This window comes from Streptacidiphilus albus JL83, assembly GCF_000744705.1.
GTDB lineage: Bacteria > Actinomycetota > Actinomycetes > Streptomycetales > Streptomycetaceae > Streptacidiphilus > Streptacidiphilus albus.
Map to the genome: position 1 here is coordinate 8,178,376 of NZ_JQML01000001.1, position 17,694 is coordinate 8,196,069.

Consider the following 17,694-nt stretch of genomic DNA (forward strand, 5'->3'; position numbering starts at 1 on the left):
CATGATGCCGGACAGGTGCGACACCTCCGGACCGACACCGTCACCTCCGGAGGACAGCCATGCCGTGGACCACTGCCGACATGCCCGACCAGAGCGGCCGGGTGGCCGTCGTCACCGGCGCCAACAGCGGGCTCGGCCTGGCGACCGCGACCGGGCTCGCCCAGCGCGGCGCCACCGTCGTGCTGGCCTGCCGCAACCCGGCCAGGGCCGAGCAGGCCGCGGCCCGGATCGGCGGCCGGACCGAGCTGCTGCAACTCGACCTGGCCTCGCTGGACTCGGTCCGGGCGGCCGCCGCCGAGCTGCACCGGCGACACGAGCGGATCGACCTGCTGGTCAACAACGCCGGAGTGATGATTCCCCCGCACCAGCGCACCGCCGACGGCTTCGAGCTGCAGTTCGGCACCAACCACCTGGGCCACTTCGCCCTCACCGGCCTGGTGCTCGACCTGCTGCGGGAGGTCCCGGGCTCGCGGGTGGTGGTCCTCGGCAGCCTGGCGCACCGGATCGCCCGACATGGTGTCAACTTCGGCGACCTCCAGTCCGAGCGCCACTACAGCCGGAGCAGGGCCTACGGGCAGTCCAAGCTGGCCAACCTGATGTTCATGTACGCCCTGCAGCGCCGCCTCGCCGCCTCCGGCGCGGAGACCATCGCGCTCGGCGCCCATCCGGGATACTCCGCGACCGAGCTCTCCCGCCACCTCCCTGCCGCGCTGCAGTTGGCCAACCGGTACGCGGTCGCCCCGTTCGCCCAGCCGGCCGAGTTGGGCGCGCTGCCCACGCTGCGCGCCGCCACCGATCCCCGCGCCATGGGCGCGCACTACTACGGCCCGGACGGGCCGTTCGAGGTCCGCGGCTTCCCTGTGCTCAAGGCCACCGCCGTCCCGGCCCACGACGAGGTGGCCCAGGAACGGCTGTGGACCGTCTCCGAGGAGCTGACCGGCGTCCACTACGCCTGAGCCGCAGCCCCCGAGGCCGCCCGGACCAGGTGCTGGGCGAGCCGGATGTCACTGCCCTGCTCCGGATGCCACTGGACGCCGATGGCGGAGCCGTCGGCGAGTTCCAGCGCCTCGACGGTGCCGTCGAGGGCGTGGGCCGAAGGGGTGAGCCCGGTGCCGATGCGGTTGACGGCCTGGTGGTGGTAGGTGGGGACGTCCTGGGCGGTCTCGCCGAGGATGCCGGCCAGCCGGGTGCCAGGGACCGGGAGCACCGGGTGGCTGCCGTAGGAGCCGGGGGTGGGGGAGTGGACCTCGGTGCCGACCAGGTCCGGCAGGTGCTGGTCCAGGTCGCCGCCGAGGGCGACGTTGAGCAGCTGCATGCCCCGGCAGATGCAGAGCAGCGGCATCCGCCGCTCCAGCGCGGCGGTGATCAGCGCCAGTTCCCAGGCGTCGCGCTCGGTCGGCGGCAGGTCGGTGTGGACGCCGGGGGCCGCGCCGTAGCGGGCCGGGTCGACGTCCGGGCCGCCGCTGATGACCAGGGCGTCCAGCCGGTCCAGCAGCGCGGCGGCGACGTCCGGGTCGTCGGGCGGCAGCATCGCGGTGATCCCGCCGGCCGCCCGGACCAGCGCCGGGTACTGCACCGGCAGGAGCGCGGCCGGCTCCGCCTTCCAGACGCGCCAGCTGGCGTCGTTGAGATAGGTCGAGACACCGATCAGTGGACGGGGCACAGCGGCCTCCCAAGGGCATTGAGGATGCAGGGACGTCGGTAGGGGCGGGCGGGTCAGGTCGGGTCAGGTCGGGCCAGGCCAGGTCCGGCCACGCCAGCTCAGGTCGGGCCAGGCCAGGTCCGGCCACGCCAGCTCAGGTCGGCTCAGGTCGGGTCAGGAAGCCGCGCAGCAGTGCGGCCGTTCCGGCGAGGTGTTCGCGGACGACGGTGCGGGCGAGGTCGGACTCGCCGCCGAGGATCGCGGCGACCAGTTGGGCGTGCTGCTGCTCCGAGTGCTCCAGGTTGGGCGGCAGCAGGGGTATGCAGTCCAGGAGTTCGTTGACGGTCGCGCGGACCGTGGCGTACTGCGCGGCCACTGAGGGCGAGCCGCAGAGCTCGGCGACGGCGAGGTGCAGCCGGGTGTCCTGGCGGCGGTAGTCCTGGACGCCGGCGGCCCTGGTGGCGGCCAGGCAGTCGCGCAGCCGCTGGGCGTCCGCGCCGGTCGGCCGCCGGGCCGCGCAGAGCTCGGCGGCGCCGGTCTCCAGCACCTCGCGGAAGAGCAGGGTGTCCTCCAAGCGGTCGCCCAGCAGGGTGGCGCGGCGGCGCAGCTCGCTGCCGTTGGCGGCGCCGGCCTCCGGGGCGTGGCGGACGAAGGCCCCGCCGTAGCGTCCGCGCCGGACCTCGACCATGCCGGTGTCCTGGAGCACCTTCAGCGCCTCGCGCAGCGTCATCCGGCTGACCTGGAGCCGTTCGGCGAGGTCGCGCTCGGGCGGCAGCCGCTCACCGGCCGGGACCAGCCCGAGGTGGATGAGCTGGAGCAGGCGCTGCACCGTCTCCTCGTAGGTGTTGCCCGAGCGGACCGGCCGCAGCGCGGCGGCCAGCGGGTCGCCCAGTGGGTCGTTCAGCGGGTCGCTGTCCTCGATCTCCGTCATCGTCACCTCTTCCGCTTCAATGGTACAAGGACATACCTTTGGAACGCCCCACCAGGTCCGCACGTATCCGGAGGCCCCATTGTGACTGCTCGTCAAGCCCCGCTCGGCGTCGACGATCTTCGTCGGCTGGTCGCCGACGGGGAGATCCACACGGTCGCCCTCGCCTTCACCGACATGCAGGGCAGACTCCAGGGCAAGCGTTTCGCCGCCGGGTTCTTCCTGGACGAGGTGCTCGCCCACGGCAGCGAGGGCTGCGCCTACCTGCTGGCCGTGGACGTCGAACTGAACACCGTCGACGGCTACCCGATGGCGTCCTGGGACACCGGCTACGGCGACTTCGCGCTCGTCCCGGACCTCGGCACGCTCCGGCGCACCCCCTGGCAGCCCGGCACCGCGCTGGTCACTGCCGACCTCGCCTGGCTGGACGGCGCCCCCGTCCCGGCCTCGCCCCGGCAGATCCTCCGCCGGCAGCTGGAACGCCTGGCCGAGCACGGGCTGACCGCCTGGGCCGGCACCGAGCTGGAGTTCATCGTCTTCCGCGACAGCTACGAGCAGGCGTGGAACCGCGGCTACCGCGAGCTCACCCCGGCCAACCAGTACAACGCCGACTACTCGCTGCTGGCCACCGCCCGGGTCGAACCGCTGCTGGCCCGGATCCGCAACGAGATGGGCGCGGCGGGGATGACCGTCGAGTCGGCCAAGGGCGAGTGCAACCTCGGCCAGCACGAGATCGCCTTCCGCTACGACGACGCCCTCACCACCTGCGACCAGCACTCGGTCTACAAGACCGGGGCCAAGGAGATCGCCGCCCAGGAGGGCCTCTCGCTGACCTTCATGGCCAAGTACAACGAGCGCGAGGGCAACAGCTGCCACATCCACCTCTCGCTGCGCTCCACCGAGGGGACCCCGGTCTGCGCCGGACCGGACGGCGAGATGTCGCCGCTGATGCGGCACTTCATGGCCGGCCAGCTGGCCGCGATGCGCGAGTTCACCCTGCTCTACGCCCCCAACATCAACTCCTACAAGCGGTTCCGGCCCGGCTCCTTCGCCCCGACCGCCGTCGCCTGGGGACGGGACAACCGCACCTGTTCACTGCGGGTGGTCGGGCACGGCCCCTCGCTGCGGGTGGAGAACCGCTCGCCGGGCGGCGACGTCAACCCCTACCTCGCCGTGGCCGGCATGATCGCCGCCGGACTGCACGGCATCGAGCAGCAGCTCGAACTCACCGAGCCCTGCACCGGCAACGCCTACGCCGGCGACTACGACCACCTGCCGGCCACCCTGCGCGAGGCCGCCGAGCTCTGGTCCGGCAGCAAGCTGGCCGAGGACGCCTTCGGCGCCGACGTCGTCCAGCACTACCTGACCATGGCCCGGGTCGAGCAGGACGCCTACGACACCGCCGTCACCGACTGGGAGCGATTCCGCTCCTTCGAGCGAATGTGAGCCAGATGTCCGACCTGCCTCCGGTTGAGGACCACCTCACCGTCCTCAACCCCGCCACCGAGGCGGTGCTCGCCACCGTCCCGGCCACCACCCCGGCCCAGCTGGACGCCGCCGTCGCCCGCGCCGCCAAGGCGCAGCAGGGCTGGGCGGCACTCGCCCCCGGCGACCGCGCCCGGCTGCTCCGCCGTTTCGCCGACGCCGTGGACGCCCACACCGCCGAACTCGCCGCACTGGAGGTCGCCGAGGCCGGGCACACCGTCGGCAACGCCCAGTGGGAGGTCGGCAACGTCCGCGACCTGCTGGAGTACGCCGCCGCCGGGATCGAACGGCTGACCGGGCGTCAGATCCCGGTGGCCGGCGGGCTCGACGTCACCTTCCACGAGCCGCTCGGCGTGGTCGGCGTCATCGCACCCTGGAACTTCCCGATGCCGATCGCCGCCTGGGGCCTCGCGCCCGCGCTCGCGGCCGGCAACGCGGTGCTGCTCAAGCCCGCTGAGACCACCCCGCTCACCGCCCTGAAACTGGCCGAGCTGGCGCTCGCGGCCGGACTGCCGGAGGGGCTGTTCCAGGTCCTCCCCGGGTACGGACAGGTCACCGGACGGGCGCTGGTCGACCATCCCGGGGTCCGGAAGATCGTGTTCACCGGGTCCACCCCGGTCGGCAAGGAGATCATGGCCCGCTGCGCCACGCAGCTGAAGCGGGTCACCCTGGAGCTCGGCGGCAAGAGCCCGAACATCGTCTTCGCCGACGCCGACCTGGCCCGGGCCGCCGCCGCCGCGCCGATGTCCTTCCTGGACAACGCCGGACAGGACTGCTGCGCCCGTACCCGGATCCTGGTCCAGCGCGAGGTCTACGACGACTTCCTGGCCCTGGTCGCCCCGGCGATCGAGGCGGTCCGGGTCGGCGACCCGAGCGACCCGGCCACCGAGATGGGCCCGCTGATCTCCGCCCGCCAGCTGGAGCGGGTCACCGGCTACCTCACCCCGGAACTGCCGGTCGCCGCGCGCGGCACCGCGCCCACCGGCCCCGGCTTCTGGTGCCCGCCCACCCTGCTGGCCCCCGAGGACCCGGACTGCCGGGCCGCCACCGAGGAGATCTTCGGCCCGGTCGCGGTGGTCCTGCCGTTCACCGACGAGGCCGACGCGCTGCGCCTGGCCAACGCCACCCGCTACGGCCTGTCCGGCTCGATCTGGACCCGGGACCTGGGCCGCGCACTGCGGATGGCCCGGGGCGTGGAGTCGGGCAACCTGTCCGTCAACTCGCACAGCTCGGTCCGCTACTGGACCCCCTTCGGGGGCTTCGGCGAGTCCGGCCTCGGCCGCGAACTCGGTCCGGACGCGCTCGCACACTTCACCGAGACCAAGAACGTCTTCATCAGCACAGAGGAGTAGAGCCGCACGATGAGCACCGACAACGGGACCACCGCAGCTGAAGAGAGCGTCTGCCGCCGCCTGGTCGGCCGCACCGCCGTGATCACCGGCGCCGGCAGCGGCATCGGGCTGGCCACCGCCCGCCGCCTGGCGAGCGAGGGCGCGCACGTCGTCTGCGCCGACATCGACGAGACCTCCGGCAAGGCCGCCGCCGAGGAGGTCGGCGGGCTCTTCGTCCGCGTCGACGTCACCGACCAGGAGCAGGTCGAGGCGCTGTTCAAGACCGCCTTCGACACCTACGGCAGCGTCGACGTCGCCTTCAACAACGCCGGGATCTCCCCGCCCGACGACGACTCGATCCTCACCACCGGGCTCGACGCCTGGCGCCGGGTCCAGGAGGTCAACCTGACCTCCGTGTACCTGTGCTGCAAGGCGGCGCTGCCGTACATGCAGCGGCAGGGCAAGGGCTCGATCATCAACACCGCCAGCTTCGTCGCGGTGATGGGCGCGGCGACCTCGCAGATCTCCTACACCGCCTCCAAGGGCGGGGTGCTGGCCATGTCCCGCGAGCTGGGCGTCCAGTTCGCCCGCGAGGGCATCCGGGTCAACGCCCTCTGCCCCGGCCCGGTGGACACCCCGCTGCTGCGCGAGCTCTTCGCCAAGGACCCCGAGCGCGCCGCCCGCCGACTGGTCCACATCCCGCTCGGCCGCTTCGCCCGTCCGGAGGAGATCGCCGCCGCCGTGGCCTTCCTGGCGAGCGACGACTCCTCCTTCATGACCGCCAACGAGTTCCTGGTCGACGGCGGCATCGGCGGCGCGTACGTCACCCCGCTGTAGGCCCTGACGAGGTGATCCGTAGGCTTGGCCCCCGCAACTGAGAAACAGGTAAGAACGGGGGCCGGGCCGATGGACGGCACGAACGGAACGACAGGTCGAAGAATGCGCTCGGGGGCGGTCGCCCTCGGCCTGGTGAGCACCCTCGCCCTGGCGCTGACCTCCTGCGGCAGCGAGCCGGACCGGCGCTGCGTGGACACCACCAACTACCGGAACGTCGCCGACAAGCTGTGCAACAGCGAGCCGGACGGCGGCGTCGGCGACAGTGATCGCTACGAGTGGTACCAGCAGGGAGGCAACTCAAGCTACGTCAACGGCTACCACCGCTACTACGGCAGCGGCGGCAGCCGGCTCACCACCGGCAGGGGTTCCACCGGCGGCGAGGACGGCGGCGGGGACGGCGGCGGCGAGGGCATCACCAGGGGCGGCCTCGGCGGCCACAGCGGCAGCGGCCACGGGGGCTGAGCACGATGGAACGCCACCGGATCGAACCGCGCCGGGACTGGCAGCGGACCGTCGAGGAGCAGGGGCTGGTCTACCCGCTCACCCGCTACCCCGACGACAGCCTCCGCCCCTACTGGGACGAGTCCGCCTACTACCGCTTCAGCCTCGCCGAGATCGAGGCGCTGGAGGCGACCGTCGACGAGCTCCACGCCCTGTGCCTGGAGGCCGCCGCGCACATCGTCGCCCGGGACCGCTTCGCCGAACTCGGGATCACCGACCCCCGGGTGGTCGCCCTGATCCGCGAGTCCTGGCACCGCCGCAGCGAACAGCCGAGCCTCTACGGGCGCTTCGACCTGCGCTACGACGGTCGCGGACCGGCCCAGCTGCTGGAGTACAACGCCGACACCCCCACCAGCCTGGTCGAGGCGGCGAGCCCGCAGTGGTTCTGGATGGAGGAGCGGTTCCCCGGCGCGGACCAGTGGAACTCGCTGCACGAACGGCTGGTCGCCGCCTGGCGCCGACAGGCCCACCTCCTGCCGCCCGGTCCGGTGCACTTCGCCCACTCCGAGGTGGACGAGCTCGGCGAGGACCGGATGACCACCGCCTACCTGATGGAGACCGCCCGCCAGGCCGGTCTGGCGACGGCTCCGGTCCCGGTGGAGTCCATCGGCTGGGACGCGGCCGGCTGCCGCTTCGTCGACCTCGAACTGCGCCCGATCCGCAGCATCTTCAAGCTCTACCCCTGGGAATGGCTGGTCAGCGACGAGTTCGGCGGCCATGTCGTGGACAGCGCGAGCCTCGACGGCGCGGCCCTCGACGGTTCCCCGGCGGCCGGCCGCACCGACGGCTACCGCCGCGCCGCGCGCACCTGCTGGATCGAGCCCGCCTGGAAGATGCTGCTGTCCAACAAGGCGCTGCTGGCCGTGCTCTGGGAGCTCAATCCCGGCCACCCCAACCTGCTGCCCGCCCACCTCGACGGTCCCCGGCTGCTGAAGTCCTACGCCGCCAAGCCGCTGCTCGGCCGCGAGGGGGCGGGCATCAGCCTGGTCGGCGCGGGTGTACCCGCCGCCCCGCTCGACCCCGACCAGGCCTACTGCTGGCAGCAGCTCGCCCCGCTCCCGGTCTTCGACGGCAACCATGTCGTCCTCGGCGCCTGGACCGTGGACGGCGAGGCGGCCGGACTCGGCATCCGCGAGTCCGCCGGACCGGTCACCGACGAGTACGCCCGGTTCCTGCCGCACGTCATCATCGACTGATCGGCGACGGGCCTCCCGGAACGCGGAGCGAGGTGCGCATTCCGCACAGGATGCGCACCTCGCCGGTCACCGCGACGCGTCAGTTGTGGCCGTAGCGCTTCTGCTTCTTGTGCGCCACCGGCTCGGACGCGGACGGCATCCGCATCGGCTCGGCCGCCTTCATCTCCGGGTCCTGGGCGTACTCAGAGGAGTGCGCTCCGGCGGAGTGCGTACCGGCGTTGGCGAGGACGCGCTGCTTGCGTTCGCGGTTCTTGACCTTCGACATGAGATGTCTCCTGCTGGTCTAGGTTGCCGCACCCGCCTCCGTCGGCAGGTGCATTTCCACCGTCGCAGCCCGGGAGTTGGCCCGCATCTCGGAGCGCTACGGAGCGTGACCGGCGGTCGGCGGTGAGAGCATCCGGTGCCACATTCTCAGCGGATCCTCAGCCGGGATTGACCACTTGTTTATAGGACAAGCCATAGATTGCGGCCTGTGAGTACGACAACACCTGCCGGCTGGTACCCGGATCCCAAGCCGAGCGATCCCGTCAACCCCGGTCAGCGGTGGTGGAACGGCACCGACTGGACCGTCAGCACCAAGCCCGAGACGGTGCTGCCCGTCGCCGCGCCCAAGGTGCGCAAGCGCCGCCCGGCGCTGGTCGCCGGCGCGGTCGCCGCCATCCTCGGACTCGGGGTCGGATCGCTCGCCACGTACCTGATCATGGACGGCAACTCCTCCAGCAACAGCAGCAGCTCGGCCGCCCAGAGCCACGGCTTCGGCAGCGGCGGCAGCGGCGGTGCCGGCGGCCAGAATCCCTTCGGGGAGGGCGGCTCGGGCTCGGGCGGCTCCGGTTCCGGTGGTTCGGGCTCGGGTGGTTCGGGCGGCTCGGGCTCGGGCGGTTCCGGCGGCTCGTCCACGGGCAGCAATGTGGCGGTGGACATGGCGAACGGGATCACCCTGCCGGATCCCGGCAGCGGCTGGACCGGCGGCACTGTCACCGGCGGCTTTGCCGAGCTGAGCTACGGCTCCTACAAGTGCACCCAGGCCAGCGCCGGCTGCTCCCTGGCCGGAGTCTCGACCAGCACGCTGAAGATCCCCGCCAGCGGCGGGGTCCAGGCGGCGGCCGAGGCCGACATGCCCGGCGCGGTCAGCAGCGCCTACGGCACGGTCACCGGCCACAAGCAGCTGGAGGCACAGTCGGTGACCGTGGCCGGACAGTCCGGCTACCTGATCCGCTGGCAGGTCGACGCCAAGGTCGGCAACAACGGCACCGTCGAGGACGTGGTCTTCCCGAACGCGGCCGGCACCGCCTATGTCGCCGTCCACTTCGGGTTCGACATCGCCGCCAAGGCCCCGGCCGTCTCGCTGATGGACACCATCGTCGCCGGCATCCAGCAGTACAGCGGCAACACCGGCGGCAGCACGGGCCCGGGAACCACCTCCTGACCCGCCGCCCCTGGCACGCCGAGCAGCCGCCCACCGGAATCCTGGTCCGGTGGGCGGCTGCTCGGTCGTCCGGGGCCGGGCGCTCAGGAGCGGCGGTGCGCGCCCTTGCTGCGGTAGGAGAGGCCGCCGATCAAGAAGATCACTGTGCCGGCGAAGATGGCGATCACGGCCAGTGAGAACAGGATGATTTCCAGCACCTTCACGGGGGCCTCCTCCGGCCGGTGCACGGGTGGAGATCGGCGGTGCGCCGTGGGCCCAACCCTAGGTCGACCGCACCGGACCGGCCACTCGGCGCCGGCGCCGGAGGAGGAGGCTCAGAGGAAGGTCTTGCCCTCGCCGCGGTAGGTCGGCACGGTCTCCACCACCCGGTCGCCCTGGACCAGCTGCAACTCGGCGAAGCGCTCGCACAGTTCACCGGCCTTGGCGTGCCGGAACCAGACCCGGTCGCCGATCAGCAGGTCGTCCGCGGCCGGGCCCAGCAGCGGGGTCTGCACCTCGCCCGCGCCCTCCTGGGGGTCGTAGCGCAGGCCCTCCGGCAGGTGGGGGACGGGTGAGCGGTCCTGGCCGGCCGCACCCGAGGCGGGGTAGCCGCCGCCGAGCACCGTCACCACGCCGACCCCGGGCCGCCGGACCACCGGCTGGGCGAACAGCGCCGCCGGGCGCCCGTGGAACGAGCGGTAGTTGTCGAACAGCCGGGGGACGTAGAGGCCGGAGCCGGCCGCCACCTCGGTCACCGCGTCCTCCGCGACCGTGCTCTCCACACTGCCGGTGCCGCCGCCGTTGACGAACTCCAGGTCCACCACCCGGCGCAGGGCGCGTACCGTCCCGGCGCGCCGCTGGGCCAGCTCCGCGCGGGCCGTGCGCTGCATCAGCTGGACCATCCGCGAGCGGAACGGCCGTCCGGCGATGCTGTCGCCGACGCCCGCGACATGGCCCTCGTAGGCCATCAGCCCGACCACCCGGAAACCGGGACGCTGCTGCACCAGCTCGGCGAAGGCGGCCACCGCCTCCGGCGTCCGCAGCGGCGAGCGCCGGGCGCCGATCCGGACCCTGCCGCCGAGCAGCCGCAGCGCGGTGTCCAGCTCCAGGCAGACCCGGATCTCCTCGGTCCCGCCGTCCCTGGCCGCGTCCACCAGGTCGAGCTGGGCCGGGTCGTCCAGCAGCACCGAGATGGCGCCCGCCAGCTTGGGGTCGGCGGCCAGCTCGGCGTAGCCGGCCCGGTCCGCCGAGGGGTAGGCCAGCAGGATGTCCTCGAAGCCCGCCCGCGCCAGCCAGATGGACTCGGCCAGGGTGAAGCTCATGACGCCCTGGAAGCCGTCCGTCCGCAGCACCCGTTCCAGCAGTGCGCGGCAGCGGACCGACTTGCTGGCCACCCGGACCGGCTTGCCGTTCGCCCGGCGCACCAGGTCGGCGGCGTTGGCGTCGAAGGCGTCCAGGTCCACGATCGCCAGCGGCGCGTCGAGGTGGGCGGTGGCCCGGTCGTACCGAGCCCGGTCGGCGGAAGGCGTGGTGGTCACCATGGGCGAAGACTGCCACAGCACCCGTACCGACCGGTAGGTCCTGGCCGCAGCTGTCGAACCGTCAGCTGGTTCCCAGTGAACCGGCAGCCGCCTGGGCCACCGACTGCACCAGCGAGATGCCGCCCGACTCGGAGGTGTTTCCGTCGGAGACCACCGCGATCAGCAGCTGGTGCCCGTCGCGCTGGACCTCGCCGATGCTGTTGATCACCCACAGGCCGGTCGCGGACCGGGGCAGCCAGCCGTTCTTGACCGCGTAGTCGTTCCCGCTGGCGGCGGCGCTGACGCCCCAGCGCTGGTCGCTCTCGACCTGGGCCAGCAGCCCCTGGATGTAGGAGCGGGAGGCCGGGGAGAGCAGCGAGTCGCCGGTGAACACCTGCCGGAGCAGGGTCAGCTGGTCGGCGGCGGTGGTCGTGGTGAGCCCCCAGTTGCCCTCGGTGCCGCCGCTGGTCGAGGTCAGCCCGAAGCGCTGGTTGGCCGCGTTCAGGCCGCTCTCCTGGCCGATGTCGAGCCACAGCGCGCTGGCCGAGTCGTTGTCGCTGTTCTCGATCATCGTGGTGGCCAGTGACTCCTGCTCGGCGGTGAGCGTGGTGCCCTGGTCCTGGGCCTGGAGCAGCAGCGTCGAGAGGATGTCCACCTTGACGATGCTGGCGGTGGCGAAGGCGTGTCCGGCCGCGCCGTAGCTCAGCGTCCGGCCGGTGCTCAGGTCGGTGACGGCGACCGAGACCGCGGTCGGACTCTGGGCCTGGGCGACGGCGGCGAGCAGCGCGGCGTCCGGGGTCGGCGACGGCGTCGGCGTCGGCGTCGGCGCGGGGCTCGGGCTCGCGGAGGCGGTCGGTGTCGCGGCCTCGGACGGCGCGGCCGCCTCGGACGGCGCCGCGGACGAGGACTTGGCTGCTGCGGTGGGAACGGAGTGGGCCACGGAGGTCATTGTGTCGGTCCGCGTGGCCGAACGGGCACGCCCCTGCAGCAGCAGTACGGAGAGCAGGCCGACGAGGGCGACCAGGCTCACCGCGCCGAGCAGCCTCGCCCGGGAAACGCTTCGGATGGACATGACCGAGACGCTAGTAAGGGCCGCTTTGAGGAGACTGAAGAACTAATGGGTAGTTCCTGATACTTGCGACCGATCCTCGGAGCGGGCTCGGTGCGGGCTGGGCGCCCGCTGGGGATCGGCTACGCTGCACCGGGTGCAGCGCAAGAACATCCCTGACCCGGGGTTCGCGGGTGACGACGGCTCGGCCGACCCCCGGCTCGCGGAGGCCCTGGCCCGCCAAGCGGCCGACCCCTCGCCCGAGCACGAGAGCGAGCTGCTGGCCGCCCTGGTCGGGGCCCGGCTGATGGTGCCGATCGTGGCGGTCCTCGGCGAGGTCGAGACCGACGCCGACGGACTGAAGCACGACAAGTCCAGCGACATGGCGGTGCCCACCATCAACACGCCGGACGGGCGCAAGGGCCTGCCGGCGTTCACCTCGCTGGAGGCGCTGGCCCGCTGGCGGGCGGACGCCAGGCCCGCGCCGGTCCCGGCCGCGCAGGCGGTGCAGGCGGCCTGGTCGGAGCGGGCCGACGCGCTGCTGATCGACCTGGCCGGACCGGCCTTCTACGAGCTCTCCGGCGCCGCCATGCGCGCCGTGGCCGAGGGCAGGGCGATGGTCCCGCCGCTGCGCGACCCGGCGGTCGCGGAGGCGGTGCGGGCGCTGCTGGCCGGGTTCCCGCTGGTGCTCCGCGCCCACCTGCTGCCCAGCGAGCGCACCGATGCCATGCTGGCGCTGGTCCCGGACCCGGCGGCGGACCCCGCCGCGCTCGGCCCGGAGGCGCAGCGGCTGGCCGCGGCGCTGGCCGGGGACCAGCTGCTGCGGATCCGGCTGGACCGGGGGCTCGACCTGGCCGTGGTGCCGGCCTCTCCGGCCGAGCCCGCCGACCCGGTGTACGTCCGGCAGGTCTAGCCGTAGACGGGCCCGGTGAACTTCTCGCCCGGGCCGTTGCCCGGCTCGTCCGGGACCAGCGAGGCCTCGCGGAAGGCGAGCTGGAGCGACTTCAGACCGTCCCGGAGCGGGGCCGCGTGGAAGTTGCTGATCTCCGGGGCGCCGGCGGTGACCAGCCCGGCCAGGGCGGTGATCAGCTTGCGGGCCTCGTCGAGGTCCTTGTGCTGCTCGCCGTCCTCGGCGAGGCCGAGGTTGACGGCCGCCGCGCTCATCAGGTGCACCGCGACGGTGGTGATCACCTCAACCGCCGGGACGTCGGCGATGTCGCGGGTCAGGTCGTCGAAGTCGGAGCCCGCGGTGTCGGACGACTGGGGTGACTCGGGCTGGCTGCTCATGGGGAGACTCGCTTCGCTGCAGGTGACCGCGCCTCTCTGGGGCGCAGTATCTCTGGGTCGCCAGTCTGCCCGATGGGTCGGCCGGGGCGGAAAAGAGGGAGGAACGGGCGGATTCTGCACCACTCCCGGACGCTGCTATGCTTACTACTGACCGGCCGGGTACAGCCACGCCTCCGCAAGGGGAGCGAGGAGGACCCCGGCCCGCAAGTGGAGGCTCCCCTCCCACCCGCATCGACCCAAGGGTCGTCGGGTTCCGGTCGGACAGTCCGCACTCCGGTGCGTGATCGTCCTCGTGTGCGCTGCCGACTCTACCGTTGGCAGTGCCGTGCCCGGTCTGTGTGGAGCCCCGCCTGTGTGTCATGCGGGGCTTTTTTCGTGCCCGCGGTAGGCGCCTCGCGCGGCACCGCGGCACGAATGAAGCCCTGTGTGGCGGTAACCAGTCCGCTGTTCACGCGACTGCCGTCGGCAGTCGCGAGGTGCAACCGAGGAGGATCCATCAGCACCGAGCCCCGCATCAACGACCGGATTCGCGTCCCTGAGGTGCGACTCGTCGGTCCCAGTGGCGAGCAGGTCGGCATCGTGCCGCTGGCCAAGGCCCTGGAACTTGCGCAGGAGTACGACCTGGATCTGGTCGAGGTCGCGGCGACCGCCCGGCCGCCGGTGTGCAAGCTCATGGACTACGGCAAGTTCAAGTACGAGTCCGCCATGAAGGCCCGTGAGGCGCGCAAGAACCAGGCGCACACGGTCATCAAGGAGATGAAGCTCCGCCCCAAGATCGACCCGCACGACTACGACACCAAGAAGGGTCACGTCGTTCGGTTCCTCAAGCAGGGTGACAAGGTCAAGATCACGATCATGTTCCGTGGTCGTGAGCAGTCCCGCCCCGAGCTGGGCTTCCGGCTTCTGCAGCGACTTGCCTCGGACGTTGAGGAGTTGGGCTTCATCGAGTCCAACCCCAAGCAGGACGGCCGGAACATGATCATGGTTCTGGGCCCGCACAAGAAGAAGACCGAGGCGATGGCCGAGGCCCGCGAGGCAGCAGCCATCCGCAAGGCCGAGCGTCAGGGCCGCCCGGCCGAGGGCGACGAGGTCGACGACCTCGACGAGCAGGTGCTCGACGAGACCGTCGAGGCTGACGACGAGGTCGAGGCGGCCGACGAGGCAGCCGACGACGTCGTCGAGGCCGCCGAGGTCGTCGAGACCGAGGAGACCCCGGAGGCGGCAGCCAGCTAGGCTGCCGCGTCCACCCCGGTTCTCCGGCACCCGCCGGAGAACCCAGGAGATCCACAAGCGTTCCCGTCCGCGCCCCGGCGCTCGGACGGGAGCGGACCGACGAGGAGAGTACGGCGACATGCCGAAGAACAAGACGCACTCCGGTGCCAGCAAGCGCTTCAAGATCACTGGCTCCGGCAAGGTGCTGCGCCAGCGCGCCGGCCGTCGTCACCTGCTCGAGCACAAGTCGTCCACGCTGACCCGTCGCCTGGCCGGCACGGTCGAGGTGGCCCCGGCTGATGTCAAGAAGGTCAAGAAGCTTCTCGGCAAGTGATCTTGCGCCTCGCGCAGATCCCCTCGATCCATTCGTACCGGGCCATGTGAAACCGACCGTGGCCCTCACCAAGGAGTAACAAGTGGCACGCGTCAAGCGGGCAGTAAACGCCCACAAGAAGCGCCGGGTCGTCCTCGAGCGCGCCAGCGGTTACCGCGGCCAGCGTTCGCGTCTGTACCGTAAGGCGAAGGAGCAGCTGCTGCACTCCTTCACTTACAACTACAACGACCGGAAGAAGCGCAAGGGCGACTTCCGTCAGCTGTGGATCCAGCGCATCAACGCTGCGGCCCGTGCCAACGGCATGACCTACAACCGCCTGATCCAGGGCCTGAAGGTCGCCAACGTCGAGATCGACCGCAAGATGCTGGCCGAGCTGGCCGTGCACGATGCCACCGCGTTCTCCGCGCTGGTCGAGGTTGCGCAGAAGGCCCTCCCGGCCGACGTGAACGCGCCCCGCGTCGCCGCCGACGCCGCCTGATCCAGCTCCCCGAGCTGATCACGCGTCACGCAGCACCGCAGTACTTCCGGGCCCGCAGGGGGAACACCCCCTGCGGGCCCCTGCGTTGACCGCCTCCGCCCCCGCCTGCACCGCTCCCCGGTCCGCCCTCCGCTGCCCGCCTGCCCGTCGAAGCGAGAACCGCGATGCCCCTGCCGTACACCCCCGAGCTCACCTCGCTGCGCTCGCCGAGGGTCAGCGCCGCCCGCCGCCTCTCCCGCCGCGTCCAGCGGACCAAGGAGCGCCGCTTCGTCGCCGAGGGACCGCAGGCGGTCCGCGAGGCCGTGGCCTACGGGACGGTTCCGGGCAGCGGCGGCGAGCACGCGGTGGTCGAGATCTATGTCACCCGGGAGGCCGCCGAGCGCCACGCGGACCTGCTCGCGGAGGCCCACGGCGCCCGGGTGCCGGTGCTCACCGCCACCGACGAGGTGATCGCGGCCGTCTGCCAGACGGTGACCCCGCAGGGCATCGCCGCCGTCTGCCGCTTCGTCGACACGCCCTTCGCCACGGTGCTGGCCGCCCGGCCCAAGCTGGTCGCGGTGCTGGCGCACGTCCGCGACCCGGGGAACGCGGGGACGGTGCTGCGCACCGCCGACGCGGCCGGCGCGGACGCGGTGGTGCTCACCGACGCCTCGGTCGACCTCTACAACCCGAAGGCGGTCCGGGCCTCGGTCGGCAGCCTCTACCACCTGCCGGTCGCGGTCGGGGTGCCGGTCGAGGAGGCCGTCGCCGGGCTGCGCGCCGCCGGGGTGCGGATCCTCGCCGCGGACGGCGCGGGCGAGCGCGACCTGGACGCCGAACTCGACGACGGCACCCTGTCCACGCCCACCGCCTGGGTCTTCGGCAACGAGGCCTGGGGCCTGCCCGAGCCCACGCGTGCGCTGGCGGACGAGGTGGTGCGGGTGCCGATCCACGGTCACGCCGAGAGCCTCAACCTGGCCACGGCCGCCGCCGTCTGCCTCTACGCCTCCGCGCGCGCCCAGCGTGCCTCCGGCGGTTGCCGCGGCTGAGCCGATTTTCGCTAGGGTGGCCACCGGAGGGGTGGCGATGACGGTGACCGAGGACAGCGGCGAGGAGATCCTGCCGGCGCGGCCGGACGCACCCGTCCGGGCCGGCCCGGCGGGCGTTGCCGACGGGCTGCTGCTGCCCGCCGAGGAACACCCCGACGGCCTGGTCGTCGCCGACGCCGACGGCCGGGTGGTCTGCTTCAACGCCGCCGCCGTCCGGATCAGCGGGATACCCGCCGCCGCCGCCCTGGGCCGCAGTCTCGCCGAGGCGCTGCCGCTGGAGGACCTGGAGGGCCGGCGCTGGTGGCAGCTGACCGACCCGTACGGCGGACTGACGATCCGGACCCGGCAGCCCGAGCGCAACCTGCTGCTGCCCGGCGGCCGCGAGGTCCTGGTCTCCGCCCGGTTCCTGCGGGCCGACGGCCGGACCGGGGCGGTGCACCGGGTGGTGGTCGCGCTGCGTGGCACCGAGGCCAGACGGCGGACCGAGCGCAGCCACGCCGAGCTGATCGCCACCGTCGCCCATGAACTGCGCTCCCCGCTGACCAGCGTCAAGGGCTTCACCGCGACCCTGCTGCAGAAGTGGGAGCGGTTCACCGACGACCAGAAGCGGTCGATGCTGGAGACCGTGGACGCCGACGCCGGCCGGATCACCCGGCTGATCGCCGAACTGCTCGACATCTCCCGGATCGACGCCGGACGCCTTGAGGTGCACCGGCAGCAGGTGGACCTGCCGGCGGCGGTGCGCCGCCACGTCGAGGGCAAGAAGGCCGCCGGGGTGCCGGCCGAGCGCTTCAGCATCCAGGTCGACGAGCCGCTGCCGCCGCTCTGGGCCGACGCCGACAAGATCGACCAGGTGCTCGGCAACCTGCTGGAAAACGCGGTGCGCCACGGCGAGGGAACTGTCACCATCGAGGTCAGGCCCACCATGGCGGCACTCGCGCCGGGGCAGCGACGGGAAGGACTGGCGGTGACCGTGAGCGACCAGGGCCCGGGCATCCCCGAGGAGTCCATCCCGCGCGTCTTCACCCGCTTCTGGCGCGGCAGCAAGCGCGGCGGCACCGGCCTCGGCCTCTACATCGTCAAGGGCATCGTCGAGGCCCACGGCGGCGTGATCGCCGTCGACCGGGGCCCCGGCGGCGGCGCCAGGTTCCGATTTATCCTGCCTGCGGGCCTCCCCGAGTTCATGGTCTGAGCGGATCGCGGCCCCACCGGCCGTGACCCCCGCCGACCGGATCCCGGCCGGACCCCCGCAGGCCCGCCCCCACCGCACGCGTATCGAGGGCCGGGAGTGGCATCCGCCGATCCCGGTAGACTCGGCCCTTGGCGTTGTCCGACGCCACACGCGGCCCCGCCGCGGACACCCCGGCCCGTGTTCACGGGAGCAGGATGCCCGCCGCAGGACTGCGCGCGGGCCGGGTACCCCACCGCCAGCCACCCGAGCAGAACCATGCCGGAGCACGGG

19 protein-coding genes are annotated in these 17,694 nt (G+C 72.4%); 13 read left to right on the forward strand and 6 right to left on the reverse strand.

Features of this window, described 5'->3' with window-relative positions:
* Positions 1-59: 59 nt before the first annotated feature.
* The gene (locus BS75_RS35580) at positions 60-956 is read left to right on the forward strand and encodes an oxidoreductase (protein ID WP_034091151.1); all 897 of its coding nucleotides are present in this window, start codon (positions 60-62) and stop codon (positions 954-956) included.
* Here BS75_RS35580 and BS75_RS35585 read toward each other — a convergent pair.
* Positions 947-1,663 carry a gamma-glutamyl-gamma-aminobutyrate hydrolase family protein gene (locus BS75_RS35585; RefSeq protein WP_034091152.1) on the reverse strand — a complete coding sequence of 239 codons (717 nt, stop codon included), beginning with the start codon at positions 1,661-1,663 and terminating at the stop codon, positions 947-949. The genes BS75_RS35580 and BS75_RS35585 overlap by 10 nt on opposite strands.
* A 133-nt stretch (positions 1,664-1,796) precedes the next feature.
* Positions 1,797-2,573 carry a FadR/GntR family transcriptional regulator gene (locus BS75_RS35590; protein WP_152645650.1) on the reverse strand — a complete coding sequence of 259 codons (777 nt, stop codon included), beginning with the start codon at positions 2,571-2,573 and terminating at the stop codon, positions 1,797-1,799.
* Between the two features lie 81 nt (positions 2,574-2,654).
* On the opposite strand from BS75_RS35590, the gene BS75_RS35595 reads away from it, so the two are divergent.
* The 5 genes from BS75_RS35595 (at position 2,655) to BS75_RS35615 (ending at position 7,920) form a co-directional block, all read left to right on the forward strand.
* Positions 2,655-4,016, forward strand: coding sequence for a glutamine synthetase family protein (locus tag BS75_RS35595; RefSeq protein ID WP_034091153.1), 1,362 nt, complete (start codon positions 2,655-2,657; stop codon positions 4,014-4,016).
* Between the two features lie 5 nt (positions 4,017-4,021).
* Positions 4,022-5,407, forward strand: coding sequence for an aldehyde dehydrogenase family protein (locus BS75_RS35600; RefSeq protein ID WP_034091154.1), 1,386 nt, complete (start codon positions 4,022-4,024; stop codon positions 5,405-5,407).
* 9 nt (positions 5,408-5,416) lie between these two features.
* Positions 5,417-6,223: a 3-oxoacyl-ACP reductase gene (locus tag BS75_RS35605; RefSeq protein ID WP_034091155.1), complete on the forward strand. Its 807-nt coding sequence runs from the start codon at positions 5,417-5,419 to the stop codon at positions 6,221-6,223.
* Positions 6,224-6,325: 102 nt separating this feature from the next.
* Positions 6,326-6,685 carry a hypothetical protein gene (locus BS75_RS35610; RefSeq protein WP_052070128.1) on the forward strand — a complete coding sequence of 120 codons (360 nt, stop codon included), beginning with the start codon at positions 6,326-6,328 and terminating at the stop codon, positions 6,683-6,685.
* A 5-nt stretch (positions 6,686-6,690) separates the two neighbouring features.
* Entirely contained in the window at positions 6,691-7,920 is a 1,230-nt protein-coding gene (locus tag BS75_RS35615) for a glutathionylspermidine synthase family protein (RefSeq protein ID WP_034091157.1), read from the forward strand.
* A gap of 79 nt (positions 7,921-7,999) precedes the next feature.
* On the opposite strand, the gene BS75_RS35620 is transcribed toward BS75_RS35615, so the two are convergent.
* Positions 8,000-8,185, reverse strand: coding sequence for a hypothetical protein (locus tag BS75_RS35620; RefSeq protein WP_034091158.1), 186 nt, complete (start codon positions 8,183-8,185; stop codon positions 8,000-8,002).
* Positions 8,186-8,392: 207 nt separating this feature from the next.
* On the opposite strand from BS75_RS35620, the gene BS75_RS45195 reads away from it, so the two are divergent.
* Positions 8,393-9,346 carry a DUF2510 domain-containing protein gene (locus BS75_RS45195; protein ID WP_052070131.1) on the forward strand — a complete coding sequence of 318 codons (954 nt, stop codon included), beginning with the start codon at positions 8,393-8,395 and terminating at the stop codon, positions 9,344-9,346.
* Between the two features lie 314 nt (positions 9,347-9,660).
* Here the strand turns inward: BS75_RS45195 and BS75_RS35635 are convergent, their stop codons facing one another.
* Together BS75_RS35635 and BS75_RS35640 are read right to left on the reverse strand one after the other, a co-directional pair.
* Entirely contained in the window at positions 9,661-10,866 is a 1,206-nt protein-coding gene (locus BS75_RS35635; RefSeq protein ID WP_034094456.1) for an amino acid deaminase/aldolase, read from the reverse strand.
* A 61-nt stretch (positions 10,867-10,927) separates the two neighbouring features.
* Positions 10,928-11,917, reverse strand: a complete 990-nt coding sequence (locus BS75_RS35640) for a serine hydrolase (RefSeq protein ID WP_034091161.1) — start codon at positions 11,915-11,917, stop codon at positions 10,928-10,930.
* A 133-nt stretch (positions 11,918-12,050) separates the two neighbouring features.
* Here BS75_RS35640 and BS75_RS35645 point away from each other — a divergent pair, with 133 nt between their 5' ends.
* The gene (locus tag BS75_RS35645) at positions 12,051-12,806 is read left to right on the forward strand and encodes an SseB family protein (protein ID WP_034091162.1); all 756 of its coding nucleotides are present in this window, start codon (positions 12,051-12,053) and stop codon (positions 12,804-12,806) included.
* Here the strand turns inward: BS75_RS35645 and BS75_RS35650 are convergent.
* Complete coding sequence (locus BS75_RS35650; RefSeq protein WP_034091163.1) at positions 12,803-13,180, reverse strand: DUF1844 domain-containing protein; 378 nt, start codon at positions 13,178-13,180, stop codon at positions 12,803-12,805. The genes BS75_RS35645 and BS75_RS35650 overlap by 4 nt on opposite strands.
* A 414-nt stretch (positions 13,181-13,594) precedes the next feature.
* On the opposite strand from BS75_RS35650, the gene infC reads away from it, so the two are divergent.
* The 5 genes from infC (at position 13,595) to BS75_RS35675 (ending at position 17,424) form a co-directional block, all read left to right on the forward strand.
* A complete protein-coding gene (infC, locus tag BS75_RS35655) occupies positions 13,595-14,413 on the forward strand; it encodes a translation initiation factor IF-3 (protein ID WP_231607991.1) in 819 nt (272 codons plus the stop codon).
* A 118-nt stretch (positions 14,414-14,531) separates the two neighbouring features.
* Positions 14,532-14,726 (forward strand): 50S ribosomal protein L35, encoded by a 195-nt coding sequence (gene rpmI / locus BS75_RS35660; protein WP_034091165.1) that lies wholly within the window; start codon positions 14,532-14,534, stop codon positions 14,724-14,726.
* An 82-nt stretch (positions 14,727-14,808) separates the two neighbouring features.
* The gene (gene rplT / locus BS75_RS35665) at positions 14,809-15,204 is read left to right on the forward strand and encodes a 50S ribosomal protein L20 (protein ID WP_034091166.1); all 396 of its coding nucleotides are present in this window, start codon (positions 14,809-14,811) and stop codon (positions 15,202-15,204) included.
* A gap of 164 nt (positions 15,205-15,368) precedes the next feature.
* A complete protein-coding gene (locus BS75_RS35670) occupies positions 15,369-16,232 on the forward strand; it encodes a TrmH family RNA methyltransferase (protein ID WP_034091167.1) in 864 nt (287 codons plus the stop codon).
* 37 nt (positions 16,233-16,269) lie between these two features.
* On the forward strand, positions 16,270-17,424 hold the full coding sequence (locus BS75_RS35675) for a sensor histidine kinase (protein WP_034091168.1): 1,155 nt from the start codon (positions 16,270-16,272) through the stop codon (positions 17,422-17,424).
* Positions 17,425-17,694: the final 270 nt, after the last annotated feature.